This is a genomic window from Pelagibius marinus (assembly GCF_014925385.1).
In the GTDB taxonomy this organism is placed as follows: Bacteria; Pseudomonadota; Alphaproteobacteria; order Kiloniellales; family Kiloniellaceae; genus Pelagibius; species Pelagibius marinus.
In genome coordinates this window covers 272,339-297,191 of sequence record NZ_JACSDK010000001.1, presented here as the reverse complement: position 1 = coordinate 297,191, position 24,853 = coordinate 272,339, and the positions used below count along the sequence as shown (strand labels likewise).

General features: G+C 68.6%; 21 protein-coding genes. 16 read left to right on the top strand and 5 right to left on the bottom strand.

All coding sequences use genetic code 11. The features are described 5' to 3' along the window. Nucleotides 1-14 precede the first annotated feature (14 nt). The 4 genes from amt (at nucleotide 15) to H7X47_RS01415 (ending at nucleotide 6,148) form a co-directional block, all read left to right on the top strand. Nucleotides 15-1,373, top strand: a complete 1,359-nt coding sequence (amt, locus tag H7X47_RS01430) for an ammonium transporter (RefSeq protein WP_227010112.1) — start codon at nucleotides 15-17, stop codon at nucleotides 1,371-1,373. Nucleotides 1,374-1,796: 423 nt separating this feature from the next. After that, complete coding sequence (locus H7X47_RS01425; protein WP_227010111.1) at nucleotides 1,797-3,062, top strand: aminotransferase class I/II-fold pyridoxal phosphate-dependent enzyme; 1,266 nt, start codon at nucleotides 1,797-1,799, stop codon at nucleotides 3,060-3,062. Between the two features lie 3 nt (nucleotides 3,063-3,065). Beyond that, nucleotides 3,066-5,474 (top strand): DNA translocase FtsK, encoded by a 2,409-nt coding sequence (locus H7X47_RS01420; RefSeq protein WP_193366825.1) that lies wholly within the window; start codon nucleotides 3,066-3,068, stop codon nucleotides 5,472-5,474. Then, nucleotides 5,471-6,148, top strand: a complete 678-nt coding sequence (locus H7X47_RS01415) for a LolA family protein (protein ID WP_193366824.1) — start codon at nucleotides 5,471-5,473, stop codon at nucleotides 6,146-6,148. Before H7X47_RS01420 ends, H7X47_RS01415 begins: the two co-directional genes overlap by 4 nt. Before the next feature lie 106 nt (nucleotides 6,149-6,254). Here H7X47_RS01415 and H7X47_RS01410 read toward each other — a convergent pair whose 3' ends face one another. Together H7X47_RS01410 and H7X47_RS01405 are read right to left on the bottom strand one after the other, a co-directional pair. Then, nucleotides 6,255-6,710, bottom strand: a complete 456-nt coding sequence (locus tag H7X47_RS01410) for a CARDB domain-containing protein (RefSeq protein WP_193366823.1) — start codon at nucleotides 6,708-6,710, stop codon at nucleotides 6,255-6,257. Nucleotides 6,711-6,932: 222 nt separating this feature from the next. Next, entirely contained in the window at nucleotides 6,933-7,394 is a 462-nt protein-coding gene (locus H7X47_RS01405) for a CARDB domain-containing protein (protein WP_193366822.1), read from the bottom strand. Between the two features lie 220 nt (nucleotides 7,395-7,614). Here H7X47_RS01405 and H7X47_RS01400 point away from each other — a divergent pair, with 220 nt between their 5' ends. Together H7X47_RS01400 and xth are read left to right on the top strand one after the other, a co-directional pair. Beyond that, nucleotides 7,615-8,433 carry a gamma-glutamyl-gamma-aminobutyrate hydrolase family protein gene (locus tag H7X47_RS01400; protein WP_193366821.1) on the top strand — a complete coding sequence of 273 codons (819 nt, stop codon included), beginning with the start codon at nucleotides 7,615-7,617 and terminating at the stop codon, nucleotides 8,431-8,433. Between the two features lie 482 nt (nucleotides 8,434-8,915). Then, nucleotides 8,916-9,707 carry an exodeoxyribonuclease III gene (xth, locus tag H7X47_RS01395; protein WP_193366820.1) on the top strand — a complete coding sequence of 264 codons (792 nt, stop codon included), beginning with the start codon at nucleotides 8,916-8,918 and terminating at the stop codon, nucleotides 9,705-9,707. A 27-nt stretch (nucleotides 9,708-9,734) separates the two neighbouring features. Here the strand turns inward: xth and H7X47_RS01390 are convergent, their stop codons facing one another. The 3 genes from H7X47_RS01390 to H7X47_RS01380 all read right to left on the bottom strand — a co-directional run bounded on the left by H7X47_RS01390 (nucleotide 9,735) and on the right by H7X47_RS01380 (nucleotide 13,499). Further along, entirely contained in the window at nucleotides 9,735-10,235 is a 501-nt protein-coding gene (locus H7X47_RS01390; protein ID WP_193366819.1) for a class I SAM-dependent methyltransferase, read from the bottom strand. Next, nucleotides 10,232-10,681: a cyclic nucleotide-binding domain-containing protein gene (locus H7X47_RS01385; protein WP_193366818.1), complete on the bottom strand. Its 450-nt coding sequence runs from the start codon at nucleotides 10,679-10,681 to the stop codon at nucleotides 10,232-10,234. Before H7X47_RS01385 ends, H7X47_RS01390 begins: the two co-directional genes overlap by 4 nt. 109 nt (nucleotides 10,682-10,790) lie before the next feature. Beyond that, complete coding sequence (locus H7X47_RS01380; protein ID WP_193366817.1) at nucleotides 10,791-13,499, bottom strand: ATP-binding cassette domain-containing protein; 2,709 nt, start codon at nucleotides 13,497-13,499, stop codon at nucleotides 10,791-10,793. Nucleotides 13,500-13,727: 228 nt separating this feature from the next. Between H7X47_RS01380 and H7X47_RS01375 the strand changes: the two genes are divergently transcribed. The 10 genes from H7X47_RS01375 (at nucleotide 13,728) to H7X47_RS01330 (ending at nucleotide 24,821) form a co-directional block, all read left to right on the top strand. Continuing rightward, nucleotides 13,728-14,957, top strand: a complete 1,230-nt coding sequence (locus H7X47_RS01375) for a glycosyltransferase family protein (protein ID WP_193366816.1) — start codon at nucleotides 13,728-13,730, stop codon at nucleotides 14,955-14,957. 23 nt (nucleotides 14,958-14,980) lie between these two features. Further along, nucleotides 14,981-16,282 (top strand): glycosyltransferase, encoded by a 1,302-nt coding sequence (locus H7X47_RS01370; RefSeq protein WP_193367505.1) that lies wholly within the window; start codon nucleotides 14,981-14,983, stop codon nucleotides 16,280-16,282. 37 nt (nucleotides 16,283-16,319) lie between these two features. After that, nucleotides 16,320-17,450, top strand: coding sequence for a glycosyltransferase family 4 protein (locus tag H7X47_RS01365; protein ID WP_193366815.1), 1,131 nt, complete (start codon nucleotides 16,320-16,322; stop codon nucleotides 17,448-17,450). After that, nucleotides 17,447-18,049: a histidine phosphatase family protein gene (locus tag H7X47_RS01360; RefSeq protein ID WP_193366814.1), complete on the top strand. Its 603-nt coding sequence runs from the start codon at nucleotides 17,447-17,449 to the stop codon at nucleotides 18,047-18,049. The genes H7X47_RS01365 and H7X47_RS01360 overlap by 4 nt, the downstream gene beginning before the upstream one ends. Beyond that, nucleotides 18,046-19,233, top strand: a complete 1,188-nt coding sequence (locus tag H7X47_RS01355) for a glycosyltransferase family protein (protein WP_193366813.1) — start codon at nucleotides 18,046-18,048, stop codon at nucleotides 19,231-19,233. The genes H7X47_RS01360 and H7X47_RS01355 overlap by 4 nt, the downstream gene beginning before the upstream one ends. After that, nucleotides 19,233-20,051, top strand: a complete 819-nt coding sequence (locus H7X47_RS01350; RefSeq protein ID WP_193366812.1) for a polysaccharide deacetylase family protein — start codon at nucleotides 19,233-19,235, stop codon at nucleotides 20,049-20,051. Before H7X47_RS01355 ends, H7X47_RS01350 begins: the two co-directional genes overlap by 1 nt. Beyond that, on the top strand, nucleotides 20,048-20,626 hold the full coding sequence (locus tag H7X47_RS01345; protein WP_193366811.1) for a hypothetical protein: 579 nt from the start codon (nucleotides 20,048-20,050) through the stop codon (nucleotides 20,624-20,626). The genes H7X47_RS01350 and H7X47_RS01345 overlap by 4 nt, the downstream gene beginning before the upstream one ends. Nucleotides 20,627-20,693: 67 nt before the next feature. After that, nucleotides 20,694-22,646, top strand: a complete 1,953-nt coding sequence (locus tag H7X47_RS01340) for an ABC transporter ATP-binding protein (protein WP_193366810.1) — start codon at nucleotides 20,694-20,696, stop codon at nucleotides 22,644-22,646. A 4-nt stretch (nucleotides 22,647-22,650) separates the two neighbouring features. Further along, complete coding sequence (locus H7X47_RS01335; RefSeq protein WP_193366809.1) at nucleotides 22,651-23,649, top strand: ABC transporter permease; 999 nt, start codon at nucleotides 22,651-22,653, stop codon at nucleotides 23,647-23,649. Continuing rightward, nucleotides 23,646-24,821 carry an ABC transporter permease gene (locus H7X47_RS01330; RefSeq protein WP_193366808.1) on the top strand — a complete coding sequence of 392 codons (1,176 nt, stop codon included), beginning with the start codon at nucleotides 23,646-23,648 and terminating at the stop codon, nucleotides 24,819-24,821. Before H7X47_RS01335 ends, H7X47_RS01330 begins: the two co-directional genes overlap by 4 nt. Nucleotides 24,822-24,853: the final 32 nt, after the last annotated feature.

The window sequence follows — 24,853 nt, the reverse complement described above, 5'->3', positions numbered from 1 at the left end:
GGGAAATGAGAGTTATGGGCACTTCTTTCGGCCGCAAGCTTGGCCTCGCGGGCCTCGCCGCCGCAGCTGTGCTGGTCGCCAGCGCGCCGGCCCGCGCGGAGGTCTCCGCAGAGACGGCTTTCGTCTTCAACACCTTTGCGTTCCTGGTATCCGGCTTCCTGGTCATGTGGATGGCCGCCGGCTTCGCCATGCTGGAATCCGGCCTGGTGCGCACCAAGAACACCGCGACCATCTGCCTGAAGAACATCGCGCTCTATTCGGTCGCCGGCATCTGCTACTACGTCATCGGCTACAACCTGATGTACGTCGACGTTTCGGGCTACATCGGCTCCTTCAGCCTGCTCTACAACACGAGCTCGGCTGAACTGGCGCTGCTGGGCGCCGACGAGGCGACGCCGGAGCTGATCGCCGCGGTGACCGACAACGGCTACTCGGTGATGTCCGACTGGTTCTTCCAGATGGTCTTCGTCGCCACGGCCGCCTCGATCGTCTCGGGCACCCTGGCCGAGCGCATCAAGTACTGGCCCTTCATGATCTTCGTGGTCATCCTGACCGCCTTCCTCTACCCGATCCAGGGCGCCTGGACCTGGGGTGGCGGCTGGCTCAGCGAGATGGGCTTCTCCGACTTCGCCGGCTCGACCATCGTCCACTCCGTGGGCGGCTGGGCGGCCCTGGTGGGCGCCATCATCCTGGGCCCGCGTAAGGGCAAGTTCGGCGCCGACGGCTCCGTGCACCCCATGCCGGGCGCCAACCTGCCGCTGGCCACCCTGGGCACCTTCATCCTGTGGCTCGGCTGGTTCGGCTTCAACGGCGGCTCACAGCTCGCCCTGGGCTCGGCCCTCGACGCCTCGGCCATGGCCATCGTCTACGTGAACACCAACATGGCGGCCTGCGCCGGCGTGGTGGCCGCGATGATCCTGACCCAGCTGATCTACAAGAAGATCGACCTGACCATGGCCCTCAACGGTGCCATCGGCGGCCTGGTCGCGATCACCGCCGGTCCGGACCTGCAGAACCACTTCCTGTCGATCATCGTCGGCGGCATCGGTGGCGCGCTGGTGGTCTTCGCCGTGCCGCTGATCGACAAGCTGAAGATCGACGACGTGGTCGGCGCCATCTCCGCCCACCTGGTGGCCGGCATCTGGGGCACCCTGGCGGTCGGCATCTTCGGCGGCGGCAGCCTGGTGACGCAGGTCATCGGCATCGTCGCGGTCGGCATCTTCATGATCGTGACCAGCGCCATCGTCTGGCTCGTCCTGAAGTACACCGTCGGCCTGCGCGTCGACGAGGAAGCCGAAGAGATGGGTCTCGACAAGGCGGAACTGGGGATGGAAGCCTATCCCGAGTTCGGCCACGGGTCGCAATCGCTCTAGAGGGATTTCCCTCTGACCGGGTTTCTCCGAAACCCACCTGATAATCGAGCTCCTCCAGGAACACGATTATCCTCTGCCAAGACTGGGCCTGGGAGCCATCGCTCCCAGGCCTCTTTTTTGGGGCCTCTTTTTTGGGGTCTTATTTTTGGGGCCTCTTTTTCTGCCACATTTCGCCCCTAGCCTTGCCCCTGCCGCCGCCCGGGACGCCTTGGGCCAAGGCTTGTCGCGCCCCGGCGGCGCAGATAGAATCCGCCGGAGTCGTTTGCGTTTTGTACCGCCGCGCGAAGCAGCGCCGCACCGCCATGGTCATCACCGCCGGTTTCGGCGGGGGGTGACCGACGCCGACGATGGGCCCGCCGGGAGGAACCCCCGGGGGAGAACTCCCGGGAGCAATTCCAGGAAACCATTCGGAACCGAGCCGTCTTGCCCGAACGCCGCAGCTTTCAAGCCTTCCACCCCTTCGCCAGGCTGAGCCGCCTGCTGGATGCCCATCCGGCCGGCCACGACACGCCGATCCTGCTGTCGATCGGCGAGCCGAAGAACCAGCCCCCGGCCTTCGTGACCGAGGAGATCGTCGGCGCCGCGGCGAAGTGGTCGAGCTATCCGCCGCCGCGCGGCACCGCGGCATACAACGGCGCCTGCGCCGACTGGCTGACCCGCCGCTACGGCCTGCCCCAGGGCATGATCGATCCGCAGCGCCACGTCCTGCCGCTGCCGGGCAGCCGTGAGGGCCTGTTCTTCGCGGTGGTCTCGGCGGTGCAGGAACACGCGGTCGAGGGCAAGGGGGACGGCGCACCGCCGGTCATCCTCATGCCCAACCCCTTCTACCACGTCTACGCCGGCGCGGCCGTGGCCATGGGCGCCGAGCCGGTCTTCGTGCCGGCGACCGCCGCGACCGGCTTCATGCCGAACTACGGCGCGCTCGATCCCGCGGTGCTGGACCGCGCGGTCTTCTGCTTCCTGAACTCCCCGGCCAACCCGCAGGGCGCGGCCGCCGACCGCGCCTACCTGGCCCGCCTCGTCGCGCTGGCCCGCCGCCACGACTTCATCGTCGGCTTCGACGAGTGCTACGCGGAGATCTACGACACGACGCCGCCGGCGGGGGTTCTGGAGGTCATCGCCGAGAGCGGCGGCGCCCTGGACCATGTCCTGGCCTTCCATTCCCTCTCCAAGCGGTCCTCCGCGCCGGGCCTGCGCTGCGGCTTCGCCGCCGGCGACGCTGCCCTGATCGACAAACTGGACGCCGCCCTGCGCGTCGGCGGTGCCGGGGTGTCGCTGCCGATCCTCGCCGCCGGCACCCGGCTGTGGCGCGAGGAGGCGCACGTCGAGGCCAACCGCGACTACTACCGCCGCAACTTCGAACTGGCCGCGCGCATCCTCGGCAACCGCTTCGGCTTCCGCAAACCCGACGGCGGCTTCTTCCTGTGGCTCGACGTCGGCGACGGCGAAGCCGCGGCCTTGAAGCTGTGGCGCGAAGCCGGCGTGCGCGTGGTGCCCGGCGGCTACATGAGCGAGCCGGGACCCGACGGCGTCAATCCCGGGGCGCGCTACATCCGCGTCGCCCTGGTCTATGACGCCGCGACCACCGAGGAAGGCCTCAACCGCATCGTGCAGGTGCTTGGCGATGACGTGGGCGACGACGACGCGGCGGTGAGCGCCGCGCCGCAGGTCGCGGCGGCGGAGGGCTAGGTCATGGTCCTGCGCTCCAACAGCTCGACCCGCGAGGGACGCACCACGCTGCTGCCCAGCGGCACCAATGAGTTCTTCAAAAAGCGCGCCATCGAACTGGGCGGCGGCCTGCTGGCGGTCCTCGCCTTCGCGCTGCTGATCGCCTGCCTGACTTACAATCCGCAGGACCCTTCGTGGAACGATTCCACCGGCGTCGCGGTGAGCAATCCGCTGGGCGTCCTCGGCTCCTACAGCGCCGACGTCATGATGCAATCCCTCGGCATGGCCGCCCTGCTGGCGCCGCTGGTGCTCTTCGCCTGGGGCTGGCGCCTGTTGCGCGAGCGCCAGCTGCCGACACGCTGGTGGTGGCGCCTGGCCGCCTTTCCCGCCGGCCTCATCCTGCTGGCCATGGCGCTGGAATCCTTCCCGCGCCCGGCCAGCTGGCCGCTGGACAACAAGCTCGGCGGCTTCGTCGGCGACCTGGTGCTGGGTCAGACGCAGAGCCTCAGCGATCTGCCGGTCTGGCTGCTGGCCCTTGTCGCCTTTCCACTCGGCCTCGCCGCGCTGTTCTTCGCCCTGGGCCTCACCGCCGGCGAATGGCGCGTGCTGCGCGGCGGCGTCGCCTGGGTCTTCGGCGGGGCGCGCCGCGGCATCATCAGCGTCGTGGAGCGCCAGAACCCGGTCGAGCCCGGCGAGGCGCGCGCCGCCGCAAGGCGCCAGCGCCTGGAGCCGGTTCTGGACGAGGACCTGGAGGAGGATGACGGCGACGAGTTGGCCCCCGCCCTGCGCCGGGCGGCCGCGCGCGCCGAGGACGACGAGGAAGAGGCCGAGCTGGTCGCCGCCCCGCGCCAGAAGACCCGGCCCGGCAAGCGCGCCAGGACCGCCGCGCAGGGCCGCCTCGACCTGGGCGCGACCGGCGTCTACGAGACGCCGCCGCTGACCTTGCTGGACCTGCCCAAGGGCGCGGGCAAGGGCGAAAGCCTGAACCGTGACGCCCTGGAGAAGAACGCCCGCCTGCTGGAGACGGTGCTGGAGGACTTCGGCGTGCGCGGCGAGATCGTGAAGGTGCGCCCGGGCCCGGTCGTCACGCGCTACGAGCTGGAGCCCGCGCCGGGCACCAAGACCAGTCGCGTGATCGGCCTGGCCGACGATATCGCCCGTTCCATGAGCGCGGTCTCGGTGCGCGTCGCCGTGGTGCCGGGCGACAGCGTCATCGGCATCGAGCTGCCCAACGCCAAGCGCGAGACCGTCTACCTGCGCGAACTGCTGGCCGCCGAGGACTACGAGAAAAACAACGGCAAGCTGCCGCTGGTCCTGGGCAAGGACATCGGCGGCAATCCCTCGCTGGTCGACCTGGCGCGCATGCCGCACCTGCTGGTCGCCGGCACCACCGGCTCGGGCAAGTCGGTGGCGATCAACGCCATGATCCTGTCGCTGCTCTATCGCCTGGGCCCTGACCGCTGCAAGTTCATCATGGTCGACCCCAAGATGCTGGAGCTTTCCGTCTACGACGGCATCCCGCACCTGCTGGCCCCGGTGGTGACCGAGGCCAAGAAGGCGGTGGTGGCGCTGAAGTGGACGGTGCGCGAGATGGAGGAGCGCTACCGCGCCATGTCGCGCCTGGGCGTGCGCAACCTGGAGGGTTACAACGCCCGCGTCGAAGAGGCGCGCCGCAAGGGCGAGGTGCTGACCCGCAAGGTGCAGACCGGCTTCGACCCGGAAACCGGCCAGCCGATCCACGAGGAGGAGCCCTTCGACCTGGAGCCGCTACCGCTGATCGTGGTGGTGGTCGACGAGCTGGCCGACCTCATGCTGGTCGCCGGCAAGGATGTCGAGGCCGCGATCCAGCGTCTGGCGCAGATGGCGCGGGCGGCGGGCATCCACCTGATCGTCGCCACCCAGCGCCCCTCGGTGGACGTCATCACCGGCACCATCAAGGCCAACTTCCCGACGCGCATCTCCTTCCACGTCACCTCCAAGATCGACAGCCGCACCATCCTGGGCGAGCAGGGCGCCGAGCAGCTGCTGGGCCAGGGCGACATGCTCTACATGGCCCAGGGCGGGCGCATCCTGCGCGTGCATGGGCCGCTGGTCACCGACCAGGAAGTGGAAGACGTGGTCGCCTTCTTGAAAAAGCAGGGGGAGCCTTCCTACATCGAAGCCATCACCGACGAAGGCGAGCTGGATCTCGACGGTGGCGGCGGTGGCGTCGGCCCGGGCGGCGAGAGCAGCGGGGATGACCTCTACGACCGCGCCGTACAAGTGGTATTGCAGCATCGCAAGGCGTCGACCAGCTTCGTGCAGCGTCACCTGCAGATCGGCTACAACCGCGCCGCCCGGATCATCGAACGCATGGAGGCCGAAGGCTTGATCTCCGCAGCGAACCACGTGGGTAAACGCGAAGTGCTGCCGCCGGGCGGCGGCGACGCATGACCCGAACCCGGACGAGCCTGCGCCGGCGCCTGCTGGGCGCGCTGGGCGCCACGGTCCTGCTGCTGGGCGCCGCCCCGGCCGGTCTTGCCGACAGTCGCGCGCAGACCGCCTCGCTGTCGCCCGACGATGTCGCCGCGGTGACCCGGGTCGAGCGCTACCTCAACGAGATCCAGACCATGCAGGCGCGCTTCGTGCAGGTCTCCTCCAACGGCGCCTACGCCGAAGGGGAGGTCTACCTGGACCGGCCCGGACACCTGCGCTTCGATTACGACCCGCCCACGCCGGTGCTGATGATCGCCAACGGCCTGTCGCTGCTCTATTACGATAAGGAGCTGAAGGAGGCGACCTTCCTGCCGCTGTGGGAAACGCCGCTGTGGTTCCTGATCCGCGAAAAGGTTCGCCTCGACGAAAACGTCGAGGTCGTCGCCATCGAGGAAGCGCTCGGCACCCTGCGCCTCACGCTGCGCGACGCCGAGACGCCCGACAGCGGCGCGGTGACGCTGATCTTCAGTGACGACCCCTTGAGCCTCAGGAAGTGGGAGATCACCGACCCCCAGGGCATCGAGACCCAGGTGTCGCTGGTCAACCCCGTCTTCGGCGTGGAAGTCGATCCCGACCTGTTCAAGACCGGCGACCTGGAGGTCTGGCAGGGCGGTAGGAACCAGGACCAGTAGGCCGCCTTCCGGCGCGCCAAGGACAGCGAAACGGCCCCTCCTTTTGCGGAGGGGCCGTTTTTTGCTTTTCGGATCAAAGTGGCTTGGGAAGGAACCTCCGGCGAGGCTACCAGTTGAAGCTGAAGGCGTTATTGGTCTCGTTGGTCTCGGCGATCTTGTTGCCGTAGTCGGCGTAGAGATCGAACTTGTCGCCAGCCTTCACGTTGGGCCAGATCTTCGCCTCGCGCCAGCCGCTGCCGCCCGCCTGCAGGCCGCGCACCGTCATGATGCCGGCGCCGCCGCTGGTCTTGTTCTCGATCTGCACGCCGCAGGTCATGAAGTCCTTGGTGCCGTGGTTCTCGATGAAGAAGCGGAAGCTGTCCGGCCCGGTCTTCTCGGCCTGGGTGATGACGATGTCCGGCTTGGCCTCCGGCGGCGCTTTTTTCTTCAGGGTCGGCGTCGGGATCGGCTGCACCTGCTGGCCGGGCTTGAGTCGGGTCTGGGCCGAAGCATCCTCAGCGGTCGCCAGGGCGGCGGAACTCACGGCAAGGGCGGCCATCAGGGCCAGGGTCGCGGATCGCATGGGGTTTTCCTCCGGATTGGCGTGAAGCGGCGAGAATTGCGGGTTTCAGGAGGTTAGTCGCAGGAAGCCGGTAAGGGGTTCAAAATCCTTTTCAACTGTGGAAATCGCAGTTTTCTGCGGGTTTGGAGCGGCGGGGAATGGCCCAGGCCGCCGGCCGGAAAGCGGCACCCCGGGGACGGGGTGCCGCGCTGCTTTTCGGCATGGATGGCTTGAGGAAGCGGCCTACCAGGTGAAACGGTACCTGTTGTTGTTTTCGTTGGTCTCAACGACCTTCTTGGTGAAGTCGGCGACGACCAAGAACAGGTCGCCCGCCTTCACCTGGGGCCAGACTTCCGCCTCGACCCACTTGCCGTGGCCCGCCGGAATCATGCCGACCTGGTAGGAGTGAGCGCCGAGGTTCTGCTCGTTGCGGATCCACAGGGTGCTCGCCGGAGCCGGTCCCGCGCCGTGATTCTCGATGCGGAGCAGAACCTTGGTGGGTCCGGACTTCATGTGGTCGACAACCACCAGGTCCGACTTGAGCGGCGCCACGTCCTGCGGCAGAGGGGTTGGGGCCGGAGCCTGTTTCGGCAGGGCGCGCGCCGGCGGGGTCGGCTGGCTGGGTTTCATGCGGGTCTGGGCCGAAGCGTCGACGGCGGAAGACAGGGCGATGGCCCCCATCATCAGCAGGGTCACGATACGCATTGAATTTTCCTCTGGTTGATTTTGCGCGGCGAAATTGCCTGTTATGGAAGGTTGTCGCCGCCCCGGGGCCGAAGGTTCAAAAATGTTTGGAGGAGGCGGAAACGCCCGGGCGCCGCACCGGCCTTCCGGGCCCGCGCGGGCGGCTTGGCGGCCGGGACGCAACCCTGCCCCCCGGCCTCCACGCTTGTCAGGTCCCGCGCGCGGCGCTACCTAGACCGGCATGACAAAAGCCTCTCCCCTGCCGCTGGTCGGCGTTCCGGCCTGCGTGCGCGACGTCGACGGCCAGCCGTTCCACACCGTCGGTGACAAATACGTCCGCGCCCTGGCCATCTCCGCCGGCGTCGCCCCGCTGATGATCCCCTCGCTGGGTGGAGAGCTGCTGGAGCTGCGCCGCCTGGTGCAGAGCCTGGACGGCGTGATGATGACCGGCAGCCCCTCGAACGTGCACCCCAGCCACTACGGCAAGGTGGAGACCCCGGAGGCCGAGCCCTTCGATCCGGCGCGCGACTCCACCAGCCTGGCGTTGATCCGTCTGGCCATCGAGGAAGGCGTGCCCCTGCTGGTGATCTGCCGCGGCTTTCAGGAACTGAACGTGGCCCTGGGCGGCACCCTGCACGCGCGGGTCCACGAGTTGGAGGGGCGCATGGATCACCGCCGCCCGCAGCACCCCGAGCTGGACGTGCAGTACGGGCCGCGCCATCCGGTGAAGCTGCGCGAAGGCGGCCCCTTCGCGGCCCTGGCCAAGGCGGCCGGCGTCGAGGGCGAGCTGATGGTCAACTCCCTGCACTGGCAGGCGCTGGACCGCATCGCCGAGCGGCTGGTCATCGAGGCCGAGGCCGAGGACGGCACGCCCGAGGCGGTCAGCGTGAAGGACGCCAAGGCCTTTGCGCTGGGCGTGCAGTGGCATCCTGAATACAAGGCCTGGGAGAACCCCTTCTCGCGCCAGCTTTTCGAGGCCTTCGGCGCCGCGGCGCGGGCCCGGGCCGCGGGCCGGCCTTCCGACGACGTTTTTCCGCTGGCGGCCCTGGGGCAGGCCTGATCGCTTGCGGCAAAAGCCGCGAAAACCCATGCCCGGCCGCCCGTTTGCCCGGCCGGAGCCGCAAGTTTCATGGGGATTTGCGGGTTTTGCGGTTTTCCCGGCTGCCATGCAGAAATTCGGCCGCCGCCATGCAGAAGTAAGATTGTAAAGCCGGCAAACACACCTAAATTAGAGCTAACAGCTGGCGCCGCAAAGGCGCCGGCCACTGCGGAAGGATGCATTCCCCTGCCTTCCTTTCGCTTCTCCGCGGAGAAATGGAGCGCCCGGATCCCCCCCGACCGGGCGTTCCACCGTCTCCGGGCCCCTTTTTCCCCGTTTTCCCCGCCCAAGCAGCCGCCGCCGACTTCAAACCCCGGCGCAAAAGCACTACCTTGGCCGGCCGCCCTGGCGCCCGGAAAAGCGCCGTCATTCCTGTTGCGGAACGAATTGCCTCACTTATTCCGTATACGGAACGTTATCGCCTGCCCGCCTTGGAGTCCCTCATGCCCCTTCGCATCGCCACCTGGAATGTCAACTCGGTCCGCCAGCGCCTGGACCACCTGGCGCGCTTCTGCGAGCGCCACGAGCCCGATGTGCTCTGCCTGCAGGAGATCAAGGTGCAGACCGAGGATTTCCCGCTGGAAAAGGTGCAGGACATCGGCTTTCCCCACGCCGTGATCCACGGCCAGAAGGGCTACAACGGGGTGGCGATCCTGTCGCGCCGGCGCATTACCACGCCGCGCAAGGAGGTCTGGTGCGACCGCGACGACTGCCGCCACGCCGCCGTCTCCGTCGGCGGCATCGAGCTGCACAATTTCTATGTCCCCGCCGGCGGGGACGTTCCGGACCCGGATCAGAATGACAAGTTCGCCCACAAGCTCCAGTTCCTCAGCGAGATGGCGGCCTGGGCCAAGAAGGACAAGCTGGCCGAGCGCAAGGCGGTCATCGTCGGCGACCTGAACGTCGCGCCCCTGGAGCATGACGTCTGGAACCACAAGCGTCTGCGCCGGAACGTCGGGCATACGCCGGTCGAGGTAGAGCACATGGCCCGGCTGTGGGCCTCCGGGGAGCTGATCGACGTCGCCCGGTATTTCGTTCCGGAACCGGAACCGCTCTACACCTGGTGGGGCTACCGCTTCGCCCAGTCGGTCGCCAAGAACTACGGCTGGCGGCTGGACCACGTCCTGGTGACGCCGCCCCTGAAGAAGCGCTTGAAATCGCTGGAGATCGTGCGGGAAACGCGGAGCTGGGAGAAGCCCTCCGACCATGTCCCGGTCGTTTTGGACCTGAAATGATCTCGCGACCGGGGACCGTACGTACGGCTAATCCGCCGTTTTCGGCCAGAGGTACATGAAGTAGCGCCCTGCCTGTACGCCCGGCGGCAGCGGCAGGATCTCGGCCTGGGGCAAAGTTAGTTCCTGATCCGAAATGATCACGCCCCCGGGCGCCATCACGGCCGGCAGGCGGGCGGAGATCATCGCCGCGGTCTCGGCATCGCGCGGCGGATTGCCGCTGCCCAGATCGGCATGCGCCAGGGCCACTGTTCCGGCAAAGCGCTGCTGCGCCGCCGCCAGGCTCTTGCCGACATCGCCCTTCAGCAAGTGCGCCGCATCGGGAATGCAGTCCGGGTGAGCGGAGACCTGGCGCTCGAAGACGAAGATTTCCCGCCGCGGGCAGGCCTCGCGCAGGTGATCGTAGGTCCGCCCGTTGCCCAGGCCGAGCTCGAAGATCGGGCCCGGCACCTTGGCGATCATGGCGACGGCGACGTTGAGGCAGTCCCGCTGCGCCTGGAGACGGCGCAGAAAACTGTCCAGGCGGCTCACCGCGCCGCCTGCACTTCGCGCAGTTGGGCGGTGGTCTGCTCCAGGCGGTGCGCCAGCACGCGCATCACCTCGACCCCCATTTCGGGGAAATCCATGATCATGCGGAAGAAAAGCTCGGCCGTGATCCTCAAGGTCGTCAGCTCGGTCGCCGCCTGAACCGTGGCAGTGCGCGGGATATCGCAGAGAATGGCGATCTCGCCGATGATCTCGTTTTCCGAGAGGGAGGCGACGCGCAGCGGGCCGTTGGCCGCGTTGATCAGTACATCGGCCGTGCCGTGCAGGACAATGAAGGCCGCGTCCCCCCTTTCGCCCTGCTTGAACAGCGTCTGCCCCGGCTTGTAGGTCACCCGCTCACTGGCGAAGGCCATCAGCTTCAGCTTCGGCGGGTCGATCTTCGCGAAAATCGGTATGCGCCGCAGGATCTCCACTTCTTGGTCGATGCTCATTTCCTGCTCCCTCGTGCCTTCCCTGTTTGCGGACCCTTTTGTTCGAACCCTGGGGCCCTGCTATTGCGGCCACCGCAGGCAAGAGGCGGCCTTGTTGCTGTGTCCTCGCCTATTCCGCTGCGACCAGGTCCTTGAAGGCCGATTCACTCTTGGTCAGCTCACCGTAGCTGCCCTGCTCGACCAGGCGACCGTCGCGCATGACGAGGATGGTGTCAAAAAGCGACGCCAGCTCAGGGCGTTGCAGCACCCAGATGACGCCCTGTCCCTCGCGCAGGTCGAGAATGCGCTCGACCAGGCGCTGCTGTCCGGCGCCGTCCATGGCCGCGGTCGCCCCGTTGATGATCAGCAGATCGGGGCGCTTCAGCAGCGCCCGGGCCAGGGCCAGCTTCTGGCGCTGGATGGCGCTGAGACGGCCGCCGCCCAGGCCGACGTTGTAGTCCAGCCCGGCCTCGATCACCGTTTCGCGCAGGCCCAGGTCGTCCAGCACCTCGGCCAGGGTGTCGCCGATGATCTGCTCGGCGCCGGCCTGGCCGAAGGCGAGACGCCCGAAGAGGATGTTGTCCTGCAGCGAGGCGGCCGCGTTGTAGGCGTCGGCGCGGTAAAACTCAACGGCATCGGGCAGGTCCCGCTCCAGGCGCTCGGCCAGGCGGTGGCGCGCGGCGACCAGACGTTCGGCCATGGCCTCGTCGACCAGACCCAGGCGGTGGCGCGCCTCGACGTAGTTGAAGGGCAAGCCGAGCAGCAGCTTGCGCGCTGCCTCGTCGAGGGCCTCGACACCGGCGCTTTCGACCCGCGTGATGATGGTGCGAAACTCCGGCAGGTCGTCGTCGCTGATGAAGCTGAACTGTTCGAAGAAGGGGTGGCCCGGCGGCAGGTCCGCGAAAATCTCGACCATGGTCTTGGCAATGGTGACGCCCATGCCGACGAAGGCCTCCGTCAGTTCGGCCTCGCGCAGCACGGCGGCGACGGTGCCGTTCTGGGCCAGCGCCTTGGAGGCGAACTCCGGCACCCGCGGCGTGCCGAACAGCAGGTTCTCGGCGACGCTGGCGTTGCCGTTGTAGCTGTCGGCCTCGAAGCGCACGACGAGGTCGTCGTTGCCGCCGGACGTCAGGCGTTCGATCAACGCGGCGCGGGCCATGAGGACGCCCTCGACCACTTCGGGGCTGCGTTCGGGATCAATGGTGCCGGTCAGCCCGAAGCGGTAGGCGTCGCTTTTCAGGTCGACGACGTCGAGCACGTCCAGCAGGCGCGCGTTGATGTCCTGCGGACCCTCGGCGCCCGCCGCGGCGTAGTCGATCCAGTCGGCGTTGATGTCGAGGTCCGGATTGCCGGCGCGCTTGGCCTCGGCGAGGAAGTCGTGGCCGGCCGCCTGATCGGACTCGGCCGGGCGCACCGGCCGGTGCTTCAGGCCGTAGAGCAGATTGTCGCGCAGCGAGCCCGGGAAGTGATAGGCGCTGGGGCCCACATAGGCCATGCGCCGGCCGGTCACCGCCGCGGGCAGCCGCTCGATGTCACGGCCGTCGATGCGCAGGCTGCCGGAGCTGGGCCAGACCAGGCCGGAGAGCATGTAGCTGAGCTGCTCGGTGCCGCTGCCGCTGGGGCCGACGACGGCTACGTGCTGGGTGACGCCGACGGTGAAGTTGACGGCGCGCAGCAGCGGCTGGTCGGTCTCGTCGAGAAGCGTCAGGGCGGAGGCGGTGATTTCCCCCGCCAGCGGCGGGCCGGGCTCGTTGTCCGGTGACTGCAGGGCCGCGTCAATGAGCTGCGGCGGCTGGAACTGGCCGATCACCTGCTCGTACTTGATCTGTACGTCGAGGCGCTGCTGGTCCCAGTCGATGAGTTCCTTGATCGGCGAGGGCAGGTCCTTGTAGGCGGCGATCACCGCCACCAGGGCGCCGATGTCCAGGTGGCCGGAGATCGCGAGCAGGCCGCCGCCGGCGTAGAACACAAAGGGCGTCATCTGGGCCAGCAGGTTGTTGAGGAATTTGACGAAGAACTTCCTCTGATAGATCTCGTAGCGGATCTTGTAGATGTGCCCGAGGCGCGAGACCAGGTCGGCGCGCTCGAAGTTGCTGGCGTCGTTGGCCTGGACCTCGACGCCGCCGTCAATGATCTCGCCGATGCGCCCGGCAAGCTGGCGCGCGGTGAGCTGACGCTCGCGGCCGAGCACCAGGATGCGCCGGCGCAGCCGCGGGATGAGGAAAGACTGGAACATCACCACGCCCGCCGCCACCAGACCCAGCCAGAACGACTGCACCATGATGAACAGCATGGCCGTGGCCGCCTGGCCGCCGAGGAACAGGGGCGTCGCGAAGGCGTCGCCGATGAAGCCGCCCAGCGGCTCCACCTCGTCCTTGATCATGGTGGCCATTTCAGACGGTTTCACGCGCTTCAGGTGCAGCAGCGGAAAGCGCAGGATGCGGTCGGCAAGCTCGAAGCGCAGACGGCGCAGCAGGCGTTCGCCCATGCGCCCCTTGCGGGTGTTGATCACCAGCTTGAACATGCCGTTGACGCAGACCAGCGCCAGGAAGGAGAAGCTGAGCGCCAGCAGCATGTCCCGCTGCACCAGGTCGATGCCGTCGAAGAGGGTGACCGGAGCGCCGAAGAGTTCTTCGCCGTAGGGCAGGTCGAAGCGGAAGATCGGTTGGGTCGACCCCGGGGATTCGAAGCCCTGGCCCTGGATGCCCTCATTGACGATCTGCTTAGGCAGATTGAGGGAGAAGTAGTAGAAGGGCAGCGAAACCACCACCAGCAGCAGGATCACCAACTGCTCGGCCCGGCTGTGGCGCCATACGTACTTGAAAATGTTCGGTTCCATGGGCCCTCGTTGCCGGGCGGCGGCGCGGCCCGCCCTTGCGGACTCCGCCAGACCTGCGATCTTCGCAACTTAGTGCATGATCCGCCGGAAATGAAACATTCTGAAACCCGCATGGGAGGCCGGAGGCCGCTTCCGACCCCCTGAATCGGGCGCGCCAGAGCGCTCTTCCGGCCCGCGCGCCCCTGTGCCATAGTCGCGCCGGCAGACCGCGAAAAGGGAGACTGCGGCATGCAGGACAGCCGAAAAGGCAAGCGTGTCCTTATTTACAGCCACGACAGCTTCGGTCTGGGCCACCTGCGGCGCTGCCGCGAAATCGCCCATACCCTGGCGGAGGCGCAGCGCTCGCTTTCGGTGCTCATCCTCTCCGGCTCGCCGATCATCGGATCCTTCGATTTCCGCTCCCGCGTCGACTTCGTGCGGGTGCCGGGGGTGATCAAGCTGCGCAACGGCGACTATACCTCGCTGGCGCTGCACATCGACGTCGAGCAGACCATGGCCATGCGGGCCTCGATCATCGAGCACACCGCAGAGGCCTTCGACCCCGACCTGTTCATCGTCGACAAGGAGCCGCTGGGCCTGCGCGGCGAGGTGGAGGGCACGCTGGCCATGCTGCGCGAGCGCGGCACGCCCTGCGTGCTGGGCCTGCGTGACGTGATGGACGAGCCCGGCCTGCTGGCGCCGGAGTGGGAGCGCAAGCAGGTGGTCCCGGCCCTGCAGCGCTACTTCGACGACATCTGGGTCTATGGGCTGCCGCAGATCTGCGATCCCCTGGAAGGCATCGACCTGCCGGATTCCGTTCGCAAGAAGATGACCTACACCGGCTACCTCCGGCGCCGGCTGCCGAAGGTCCATTCCCATCTGGTGCTGGAGAAGATCGAGGATCCCTTCCTGCTGGTCACCGTCGGCGGCGGCGGCGACGGCGAGGCCATCATCGACTGGGTGCTGAGCGCCTATGAAAGCGACCCCCAGTTGCCCCACCCGGCGCTGCTGGTGCTCGGACCCTTCATGAACGGCGAAGCCCAGAGCAGCTTCCAGGCGCGCGCAGCGCAGCTGAACAACGTCGAGACCGTGACCTTCGAGACCCATCTGGAAAGCCTGATGGACCGTGCCATCGGCGTGGTCTGCATGGGCGGCTACAACACCTTCTGCGAGGTTTTGTCCTTCGACAAGCGCGCCCTGGTGATTCCGCGCACCAAGCCGCGCATGGAACAGCACATCCGCGCATCGCGCGCGCAGGACCTGGGCCTGGTGCGCATGCTGCGCGACGACGGCGCCCGCAACCCCCACCTTATGGCCACGGCGCTGCGCAACCTGCCGCAGCAGCGCCAGCCGTCGGAAGTGGTGGTGCCGGGGCTGCTGGACGGTCCGGAGAACGTCGTGCGCCTGGCCGAATACTGGCTGGAACACGGCGCCAGCAAGCTGAGCGTCGCCGAAGCCCCGAGCAAGGGACGGCTGTGACTGCAGCCTTCGTGCCCGCCGAAATGACCGAGGAACGCAACAGGCCGGTTGGCCGGGCCCAGCAAGACCCGGGCGCCGTGGCCGTGGTCCTCAAGGGCTACCCGCGCCTGTCGGAGACTTTCATCGCCCAGGAGATCCTGGCCCTGGAGCGCCGTGGCTTCACGCTGCGCCTCGTTTCCATGCGCCATCCCACCGACCGCAAGCGCCACCCGGTGCACGACGAGATCCGCGCCCCGGTCAGCTATCTGCCGGAATATCTCTACCAGGAACCGCTGCGCGTGCTGCGCGGCTGGTGGCGGGCCCGGCGCCTGCCCGGCTACGCGGCGGCGCGGCGCGCCTTCCTGCGCGACCTGTGGCGCGACCGGACGCCGAACCGCCCGCGCCGTTTCGGCCAGGCCTGCGTGCTGGCCGCCGAACTGCCGGCGGAGGTCACCTGGCTCTACGCCCATTTCCTGCACACCCCCGCCTCGGTGGCGCGCTATACCGCCCTGATGACCGGCCTGCCCTGGAGCGTCTCCGCCCACGCCAAGGACATCTGGACCATCCCGGCGTGGGAAAAGCGCGAGAAGCTGGCCGAGGCCGAATGGCTGGTAACCTGCACCCGTTTCGGGGCCGATCACCTGCGCGCCCTGGCGCCCCAAGCGGACCCCGGGCCGGGGCGCGTCCGCCTGCTCTACCACGGCCTGGACCTCGCCCGCTTCGCCGCCGCGCCACGCGCCGGGGATCTGCGGGACGGGAGCGACCCGGCACAGCCGGTGCGCCTGCTCTCGGTGGGCCGGGCGGTGGAAAAGAAAGGCTACGATGTGCTGCTGCAGGCCCTGGCCGAACTGCCGGAGGCCCTGAACTGGCGGCTGACCCACATCGGCGGCGGTCCGCTGCGCGGGGCGCTGGAACGCCAGGCGGCCGCCTTGGGCCTAGCCGGCCGCATCACCTGGATGGGCAGCCAGGCGCAGACGGAAATCCTGGCGCAGTACCGCGCGGCCGACCTCTTCGTCCTGGCCAGCCGCATCGCCCGCGACGGCGACCGCGACGGCCTGCCCAACGTGCTGATGGAGGCCCAGAGTCAGGCCCTGGCCTGCCTGGCCACCCGGGTCGCGGCCATCCCCGAGCTGATCGAGGACGGGGCCAGCGGCGCCCTGGTGCCGCCCGAGGACCCGGCGGCGCTGGCCGCCGCGCTGGCCCGCCTGATCGCCGCGCCGGCCGAGCGGCGCCGGTTGGGAGATGCGGGACAGCAGCGCATCCGGGCGGACTTTGATATGAAGAGCGGCATCGACTGCCTGGCGGAACTTCTGCCGCCGCCCCTCGGGCGCGAGGCCGCCGAGTAACCCGCAGCGTAGCGACGAAATTTTACCCCGGACCACCATGCGCATCGCGTTTTACGCCCCCTTGAAGCCGCCGACCCACCCCAACCCGTCGGGTGACCGGAAGATGGCGCGCATGTTCCTCCAGGCGCTGGAGCAGGCCGGCCACGACGTGGAGCTGGCCAGCCGCCTGCGCAGCCGCGAGGGCGAGGGGGACAGCAGCCGCCAGGCGCGTCTGCAGGCGCTGGGCACGAAGCTCGCCGACCGCCTGATCCGCCGCTACAAGAAGCTGCCGGCGCGCCGCCGCCCGCAGCTGTGGTTCACCTATCACCTCTACTACAAGGCGCCGGACTGGATCGGCCCCAAGGTGGCCAAGGCCCTGAAGATCCCCTACGTGGTGGCCGAGGCCTCGGTCGCCTACAAGCGGGCCGAAGGCCCCTGGGCGGTGGGCCACAAGGCGGTGCTGGCGGCCCTGGAGCAGGCCGCGGCGGTGATCACCCTCAACCCCCTGGACGCCAAGCTGATCCCCGATCAGGCCAAGGTGCGCCCGCTGAAGCCCTTCATCGATACCGCCCCCTTCGACGCGGTGCGGCCGCTGCGCGACGACTACCGGGCGGTGCTGGCCAGCGAGCAGCACCTGGACCCGGAACTTCCCTGGCTGCTGGCCGCGGCCATGATGCGCCCGGGCGACAAGCTGAAGTCCTACCAGATCCTGGCCCAGGCGCTGCGCGCCATTCCCGATATTCCCTGGCAGCTTGTGGTGGCCGGGGAGGGCCAGGCCTACGACGCCGTGGTCCAGGCCTTCACCTGGGCGATGCCGGGGCGGGTGCGCTTCCTGGGCCTTGTCCAGCCGGAGGTCATGCCGCCGCTCTATGCCGCCTGCGACCTGCTGGTCTGGCCGGCCGTGAACGAGGCCTTTGGCATGGCCCTGCTGGAGGCGCAGGCCGCGGGCATCCCCGTGGTCGCCGGGCGCAGCCCGGGCGTCGAGAACGTGGTGGCCGAAGGCGTCACCGGCTACCTGGCCGATCCGGGCCTGGCCACCTTCGCCGCCAGCGTGCGCGAAATGCTGTCCCAGAAAGCGAGCCGCATCGCCATGGGCGGGGCCGCCCCCAGGGTGATCGCCGAGCAGCACAGCCTGACCGCCGCCGCCAAGCGCCTCAGCGCCATCCTGGACGAAGCGAGCAACCCTTGAGCCGCCTGCTGCTGATCCGCCACGGGGCGACCGCCTGGAACGAGGCCGGGCGCATCCAGGGGCGCAGCGACCCGCCGCTGTCGCCGGCCGGCCGCGCCGCGGTGGAAAGCTGGCGGCTGCCGCCCGAGGCCGCGGGCGCCCGCTGGATCTGCAGCCCGCTGACCCGCGCGCGCGACACCGCCGAGATCCTGCGCGGCGCGCCGGTGGACAGCGAACCGCTGCTGATCGAGACCGACTGGGGCGCCTGGGAAGGGCGCAGTCTGGCCGAGCTGCGCGATGAGCTGGGGCCCGACATGGCCGACAACGAGGCCCGCGGCCTGGACTTCCGCCCGCCCGGCGGCGAGAGCCCGCGCGACGTGCAGCAGCGGCTGCGGCCCTTGCTGACGAAGCTGGCCCAAGAGACCACCGGGAGCGCAGGCACCGTCGTCGCGGTGACCCACAAGGGCGTGATCCGCGCGGTCTACGCCCTGGCCTCAGGCTGGGACATGCGCGCCAAGCCGCCGGTGAAACTGCGCGACGGTTGCGCCCAGGCCTTTACCCTGGCCGCCGGCGGCCAGCCCGCAATCGACACCCTCAACATGCCCCTACAGGCCTCATGACCGAACGCGCCCCCGAACGAGTCGACGTCCTGCTCTACGTGCAGCATCTGCTCGGCATCGGGCATGTCCGCCGCGCCGCGGTGCTGGCCCGCGCCTTCCGGCGCGCCGGGCTGAAGGTGGTCTTCGTCACCGGCGGCCTGCCGGTCGGCGGTCTGGGCCTGGAGGACGTCGAGGTGGTGCAGCTGCCCCCGGCGCGCGCCCAGGATGAAAGCTTCGCCGTCATCCTGGACGAGCACGGCCGGCCCATCGACGAGGCCTGGAAGGCGCGGCGGCGCGCGCTGCTGCTGGAGGTCTACCGGCGTTGCCGCCCAAGGGTCGTGATGACGGAGCTCTATCCCTTCGGCCGCCGCAAGATGCGCTTCGAACTCGACCCCCTGATCGAGGCGGCACGCGCCGACAGCCCGCCGGCGCTCATCGCCTGCTCCCTGCGCGACGTCGTCGTCCGGCCGGAAAGCGCGGAGAAGGCCGCCTGGATGATCGACCGCTTCACCCGGCAGTTCGACATCGTCTACATGCACGGCGACCCGCGCTTCTTCCGCTTGGAGGACAGCTTCCCGGAATGCGACGCGCTTGCCCGGCGCCTGCACTACACCGGCTATGTGACCGAAGCCGGCCGGGCCGTCGCCGCCGCGCGCCGCGCGGACGACACCACGGGGCGCGGCGAGGTCGTCGTGTCGACCGGCGGCGGCGCCGTCGGCGCGGCGCTGCTGCGCACCGCCCTGGCGGCGCGCGCGCTGTCGCCCCTGGCCGCGGCGCCCTGGCGCCTGCTGATCGGTCCCAACCTGCCCGAAGCGGAATTCCGGGCCATCGCCGAGACGGCCCCGGAAGGCGTCACCGTGGAGCGGGCGCGGCCCGACTTCGTCGCCCTGTTGAGCCGGGCCCGGCTGTCGATCAGCCAGGGCGGCTACAATACCCTGATGGAGGTCCTGGCCAGCGGCGTGCCCGCGGTGATCGTGCCCTTCGCCGGCGGCACCGAGACCGAGCAGCTTCAGCGCGCCCGGATGCTGGCGGAGAACGACCTGATCACCGTCGTTGCCGAGGACGGCCTGTCCCCGGAAAGCCTGGCCGCCGGCATCGCCAAGGCGCTGCCCCAGGGCGGCGCGCACGGAAAGACCCCCTTCCGCCTGGACGGCGCCGAGGAAACCGCCCGCCACCTTGTCTCGCGGATGAAGGAGGCCGCCTGATGAGGACGCCGGCGCCAGGGAAGGGAACGGCCGGAGCCTGGGCGGCCCTGGAGGCGGAGCTGGACGCCTGGGCGGCGGCCGGGCGCGAGGCGCGGATCTGGTGGCGCGACGACGATGCGGCCGCCCCCTCGCCGGCGCTGGAGCGGCTGCTCGACCTGGCCGCCGCCCGGGCCGCGCCCCTGGCCCTGGCGGTGATCCCGGCCACGGCGGAAGACGCCCTGGCCGATCTGCTGGACGGCCAGGACGCGCAGACGGCCGTCCTGCAGCACGGCTTCGCCCACGCCAACAACGCCGGCAGCCTTGGCGAACCGGGCGCCAAGAAGTGCGAGTTGATCGACCCGCAGCGGCGGCCGGCGGTGCTGGACGAACTGCGCCGCGGGCAAGAGGGCCTGGCGGCCCGCTTCGGGCGGCGCTTCCTGCCGGTTCTGGTGCCGCCGTGGAACCGCATCGCCGCGGCGCTGCTGCCGCGCCTGCCGGGCCTCGGCTTTACCGGGCTTTCCACCTACCGGGCCCGCGCCGCCGCCGAGGCGGCCCCTGGCGTGCCCCAGGTAAACTGCCACCTGGACATCATGCAGTGGCGGCCCGAGCGCCGCTTTCTGGGCACCGAGGCCGCGCTGGGCCTGCTGAACGGGCACCTGGCCGCCAAGCGGCAGGGCAGGGCCGACCCGGGCGAGCCGAGCGGCATCCTCAGCCACCACCTGGTCCACGACGGCGCGGCCTGGGATTTCCTGGGCGAGCTGCTGGCCCGCCTCGCCGGCCACCGCGCCGTGCGCCTGCTGCCGGCGGCGACCGTTTTCGCGCGGGAGGAGGCCAGATGAAGCTGTTCCGCTATCCGCCGCGGGCCCTCTACGGCGACTACCTGCGCAGCGCCGCCGGGCTCTTCGTCGGCTTCGGGGTGCTGCTGGCTGTGCCGCCATCCCCGGCCGTGCTTGCCATTTTCGGCTCCATCGCGGCGCTTTTCGCCGTTTTCGGCCTGCGCACGGCCCTGCGCCACAAGCTGCGGGTGGCGGTCACCGGCGACGAGATCGCCTGCCGCGGGGTCACCACCAAGGTCATGCCCTGGAGCCGGATCGAGGCCATGAAACTGCGCTATTTTGGCGCGCGGCGCAGCAAATGGCGGCCGTCGGGCAGCGGTTTCATGCAGTTGACGCTGAAGGGCGGTGGCATCGCCATGACCTTCGAATCCTCCATCGATGGCTTCGACTGGCTGGCCGGGCAGGCCGCCATGGCCATGCGGTCGCGGGGCCTCGCGCTGGACCCGGCGACCAGCAGCAACCTCATCGAACTGGGCATCGATCCGGCCGGCGGGGAAGGCGACGGAGCGGCCGGCGGCAGGGGGGACGGCACCGGCGGATCACCAGACGGGTGCGATTCCCCGCCAAACGTCCTATAAACGCTGCGCAGACATATAAGAAGCTACAGGTAGAACAGGCGAGATTGACGGGGAACGGGGAACGAGGGTGCGGGATCTGCTGCGTATAAGAGATCTGCGGATCAGCTTCGATCTGCCGGAAGGCCGGCTCGAGGCAGTGCGCGGCGTCAGCTTCCGGGTGCCCGCCGGCCGGACCGTCGCCCTGGTAGGCGAGTCGGGCTCCGGCAAGTCCGTGGTCAGCCAGGCGATTATGGGCATCCTGCCCCGCACGGCGCGCATCGACGCCGGACGCATTCTGTTCCACGATCCGGTTCTGGCCGCCGACCGCGCCGAGACCATGATCGACATCGCCGCGCTGCACCCCGACAGCGCCGAAATGCGGGCGATCCGCGGCGGACGCATTTCCATCATCTTCCAGGAGCCCATGACCTCGCTGTCGCCGGTGCACACCGTCGGCAACCAGATCTGCGAGGCCCTGCAGCTGCACCGCCGGGTCAGCGACGCCGAGGGCCGCGCCCTGGCAACGGAGATGCTGCGCCTGGTCGGCTTCCCGGATCCCGACAAGGCGTTGAAGACCTACCCCTTCGAGCTGTCCGGCGGCCTGCGCCAGCGCGCCATGATCGCCATGGCCCTGGTCTGCCGCCCGGCGCTGCTGATCGCCGACGAGCCGACCACCGCGCTGGACGTCACCATCCAGGCGCAGATCCTGAAACTGATCAAGGACCTGCAGGCCGAGCTGGGCATGGCGGTGCTGATCATCACCCACGACCTGGGCGTGGTGGCCAACGTCGCCGACGAGGTCGTGGTGATGTACCACGGCGAGGTCATGGAGAGCGGCGCTCTGGAAGACATCTTCCACGAACCCAAGCACCCCTACCTCCAGGCGCTGCTGCGCGCGGTGCCGCGCTTCCACATGAAGCCCGGCGAGCGCCTGGTGCCGATCCGCGAAATCAGGCAGCGCGACGACAGCGCCTTCCTGGGCAAGGCCAAGGCGCACGACAACCAAGGCGGCGGCACCCTGCTGAAGGTCGAGCACGTCAGCAAGAACTTCACCATCCGCAAGGCCGGCCTTTTCAACAACGACAAGGCTGGCAGCCTGCTGGCGGTCGACGACGTCAGCTTCACGGTCCGGCGCGGCGAGTGCCTGGGCCTGGTTGGCGAGAGCGGCTGCGGCAAGACCACCTTGTCCAAGATGATCATGCGCGCGCTGAAGCCCGACAGCGGCAGCATTACCTACATGGACAAGGAGAGCGGCGGCGAGACCGACGTGCTGAAGCTGGAGGGCGACGACCTGATGGCCTTCCGCCGCAAGATCCAGTTCGTCTTCCAGGACCCCTTCTCCTCCCTCAATCCACGCATGACGGTCGGCGACATCCTGGCCGAGCCGCTGCTGATCCACGGCGTCGGCACGGCGGCCGAGCGCCGCCAGATCGTCGAGGAGCTGATGGGGGTCGTCGGCCTCAACCGCAACCACATCCGGCGCTACCCGCACAGCTTCTCCGGCGGCCAGCGCCAGCGCATCGGCATCGCCCGCGCGCTCGCCCTGCACCCGCAGCTGGTGATCTGCGACGAGCCGGTCTCCGCCCTGGACGTGTCGATCCAGGCCCAGGTGCTGAACCTGCTGAAGGACCTGCAGCGCGACCTGGGCCTGACCTATATCTTCATCAGCCACAACCTGGCCGTGGTCGACTACATCGCCGACCGCATCGCGGTGATGTGCTGCGGCCGCCTGGTGGAAGTGGCGCCGCGCGCGCAGCTGTTTCGCGCGCCGATCCATCCCTATACCAAGGCGCTGCTGGCGGCGGTGCCCGAGCCGAGCCTGGACCAGCGCCTCGACCTCACCGCGCTGCTGCAGGGCCGCGCCTCGGAACCCGGGGCCTGGCCTGAGCCCTTCCGCATCAGCGGGGAAAGCCGCCTCACCATGATCGAGCTGGGCGAGGGCCACTTCGTGCGGGCGCACGAGAACGCCGCCGAGGAACTGACCCGGTGCTACGCGCAGATATCGTCCTCAACCGCAGCAACCCAGAAGGCCGAAGTCTGATCCCATGCTGAGCTATTTCGCCCGACGCCTTCTGGTGATGATCCCGACCCTGCTGGTGATCAGCCTGGTGGTCTTCGTCATCATCCAGCTGCCCCCCGGCGACTACCTGGAGACCCTGATCGGCGAGATGCAGGCCCAGGGCGAGAACGTCGACCCGGCGCGCATCGCGTTCCTGCGCCAGCAGTACGGTCTCGACAAACCGATGATCGAACAGTACTGGGTCTGGCTCTTCGGGCTGCTGCACGGCGACCTCGGCTACTCCTTCGAGTTCGAGCTGCCGGTGGTGGAGGTGATCGGCGACCGCTTCTGGTTCACCGCCCTGCTGGCCCTCTCCACCACGCTGTTCACCTACGTTGTCTCCTTTCCCATCGGCATCTACTCGGCGGTGCGGCAGTACTCTATCGGCGACTACGCGGCGACCTTCATCGGCTACTTCGGCCTGGCCATGCCGAACTTCCTCTTCGCCCTGGTGTTGCTCTACTACGCCAACGTCTGGTTCGACCTGTCGATCGGCGGACTGATGGACCCCAAGTACCTCGATGCGCCCTGGTCCCTGGAGAAGGTGGGCTCGGTGATCAGCCACCTGTGGATTCCGATGATCGTCATCGGCACCTCCGGCACCGCGGCCATGATCCGGCGTTTGCGCGCCAACATGCTGGACGAGCTGCAGAAGCAATACGTCGTGACGGCGCGCGCCAAGGGCCTCTCGCCGGTGAAGGCGATCGTGAAGTACCCGCTGCGCATGTCGCTGAACCACTTCATCTCCGACATCGGCCAGATCCTGCCGGCCGTCATTTCTGGCGCGGCGCTGGTCTCCATCGTCATGGACCTGCCGACCAACGGGCCGCTGCTGCTGCGTTCGCTGCAGAGTCAGGACATGTTCCTGGCCGGCGCCTTCCTGATGTTCGAGGCGGTACTGGTGGTGATCGGCGTCTTCATTTCCGACGTCCTGCTGGCGATGCTCGATCCGCGCATCCGCCTGGGCGAGGGAGCGACGAAATGAGCGACCGCGACCTGCTGCCCGGCGAGCGCCTGGATCACTACGTCAACGACGGGCCTTTCGATCCCTACGAGGTCGAGAAGCTTACCCCGCAACAGGAGCGTTACTACCGGGCCAGCGAGTGGCGCATCATGTGGTGGCGCTTCTGCCGCCACCGTGTTGCCCTGTGGTCGGGCGTGTTTCTGCTGCTGGTCTATGCCAGCGTCGTCATCTGCGAGTTCGTCGCGCCCTACAACCTTCACAGCCGCGACATTCAGCACATCTTTGCGCCGCCCCAGACGCTGCACTTCTTCCATGAGGGGGAATTCATCGGCCCCTTCGTCTACGGCTTCGATACCGAGATGGACATGGAGAACCTGCAGCGCGTCTACAAACCGAACCCCGACAAGGTGCAGCCCCTGCGCTTCTTCTGCCGCGGCGACCCCTACAAGTTCTGGGGCCAGGTCGACGCCGACCTGCACCTCTTTTGCCCCGCCGAGCGCGGCACCGCCTTCCTCTTCGGCACCGACCGGCTGGGCCGCGACATGATGAGCCGCATCATCTACGGCGCGCGCATCTCACTCACCATCGGCCTCATCGCCGTTGCCATCTCTTTCGTGCTCGGCGTCGTCATCGGCGGGGCCGCGGGCTACTTCGGCGGATTCATCGACGCCCTTACCCTGCGCTCCATCGAGATCATCCGCTCCTTTCCGGAGATCCCGCTGTTCATGACCCTCTCGGCGCTGCTGCCGGTGACCTGGAGTCCCATCGGCGTCTTCGCCGGCATCTCCATCATCATCGGCTTCCTGGAATGGCCGGGCCTCGCCCGCGCCGTGCGCGCCAAGATTCTCTCGCTGCGCGAGGAGGACTTCACCACCGCCGCGCAGCTGATGGGCGCCTCGCCGGCGCGCATCATCGGACGCCACCTGCTGCCCAGCTTCACCAGCCACCTGATCGCCTCGGTCACCCTGTCGATTCCCACGGCGATCCTCGGCGAGACGGCGCTGTCGTACCTGGGCATCGGCCTGCGCGCGCCGGTCACCTCCTGGGGCGTGGTGCTGAACGAGGCGCAGGACATCACCGTGGTCGCGGTCTTTCCCTGGCTGCTGTTGCCGGTGGTGCCGCTGTTCCTGGTGGTGCTGGCCTTCAACTTCCTGGGTGACGGTCTGCGCGACGCCGCCGACCCCTACAAGTAGCTCTCCCTAGGGCGCGATGATCGCCGGCGCCT

Bases quoted from the DNA above. Each gene is read 5' to 3' on its own strand.
- amt (WP_227010112.1), top strand. From the start codon at position 15: ATGGGCACTTCTTTCGGCCGCAAGCTTGGCCTCGCGGGCCTCGCCGCC.
- H7X47_RS01420 (WP_193366825.1), top strand. From the start codon at position 3,066: ATGGTCCTGCGCTCCAACAGCTCGACCCGCGAGGGACGCACCACGCTG.
- H7X47_RS01415 (WP_193366824.1), top strand. From the start codon at position 5,471: ATGACCCGAACCCGGACGAGCCTGCGCCGGCGCCTGCTGGGCGCGCTG.
- H7X47_RS01410 (WP_193366823.1), bottom strand. From the start codon at position 6,710: ATGCGATCCGCGACCCTGGCCCTGATGGCCGCCCTTGCCGTGAGTTCC.
- H7X47_RS01405 (WP_193366822.1), bottom strand. From the start codon at position 7,394: ATGCGTATCGTGACCCTGCTGATGATGGGGGCCATCGCCCTGTCTTCC.
- H7X47_RS01400 (WP_193366821.1), top strand. From the start codon at position 7,615: ATGACAAAAGCCTCTCCCCTGCCGCTGGTCGGCGTTCCGGCCTGCGTG.
- xth (WP_193366820.1), top strand. From the start codon at position 8,916: ATGCCCCTTCGCATCGCCACCTGGAATGTCAACTCGGTCCGCCAGCGC.
- H7X47_RS01385 (WP_193366818.1), bottom strand. From the start codon at position 10,681: ATGAGCATCGACCAAGAAGTGGAGATCCTGCGGCGCATACCGATTTTC.
- H7X47_RS01380 (WP_193366817.1), bottom strand. From the start codon at position 13,499: ATGGAACCGAACATTTTCAAGTACGTATGGCGCCACAGCCGGGCCGAG.
- H7X47_RS01375 (WP_193366816.1), top strand. From the start codon at position 13,728: ATGCAGGACAGCCGAAAAGGCAAGCGTGTCCTTATTTACAGCCACGAC.
- H7X47_RS01370 (WP_193367505.1), top strand. From the start codon at position 14,981: ATGACCGAGGAACGCAACAGGCCGGTTGGCCGGGCCCAGCAAGACCCG.
- H7X47_RS01365 (WP_193366815.1), top strand. From the start codon at position 16,320: ATGCGCATCGCGTTTTACGCCCCCTTGAAGCCGCCGACCCACCCCAAC.
- H7X47_RS01355 (WP_193366813.1), top strand. From the start codon at position 18,046: ATGACCGAACGCGCCCCCGAACGAGTCGACGTCCTGCTCTACGTGCAG.
- H7X47_RS01350 (WP_193366812.1), top strand. From the start codon at position 19,233: ATGAGGACGCCGGCGCCAGGGAAGGGAACGGCCGGAGCCTGGGCGGCC.
- H7X47_RS01345 (WP_193366811.1), top strand. From the start codon at position 20,048: ATGAAGCTGTTCCGCTATCCGCCGCGGGCCCTCTACGGCGACTACCTG.
- H7X47_RS01335 (WP_193366809.1), top strand. From the start codon at position 22,651: ATGCTGAGCTATTTCGCCCGACGCCTTCTGGTGATGATCCCGACCCTG.
- H7X47_RS01330 (WP_193366808.1), top strand. From the start codon at position 23,646: ATGAGCGACCGCGACCTGCTGCCCGGCGAGCGCCTGGATCACTACGTC.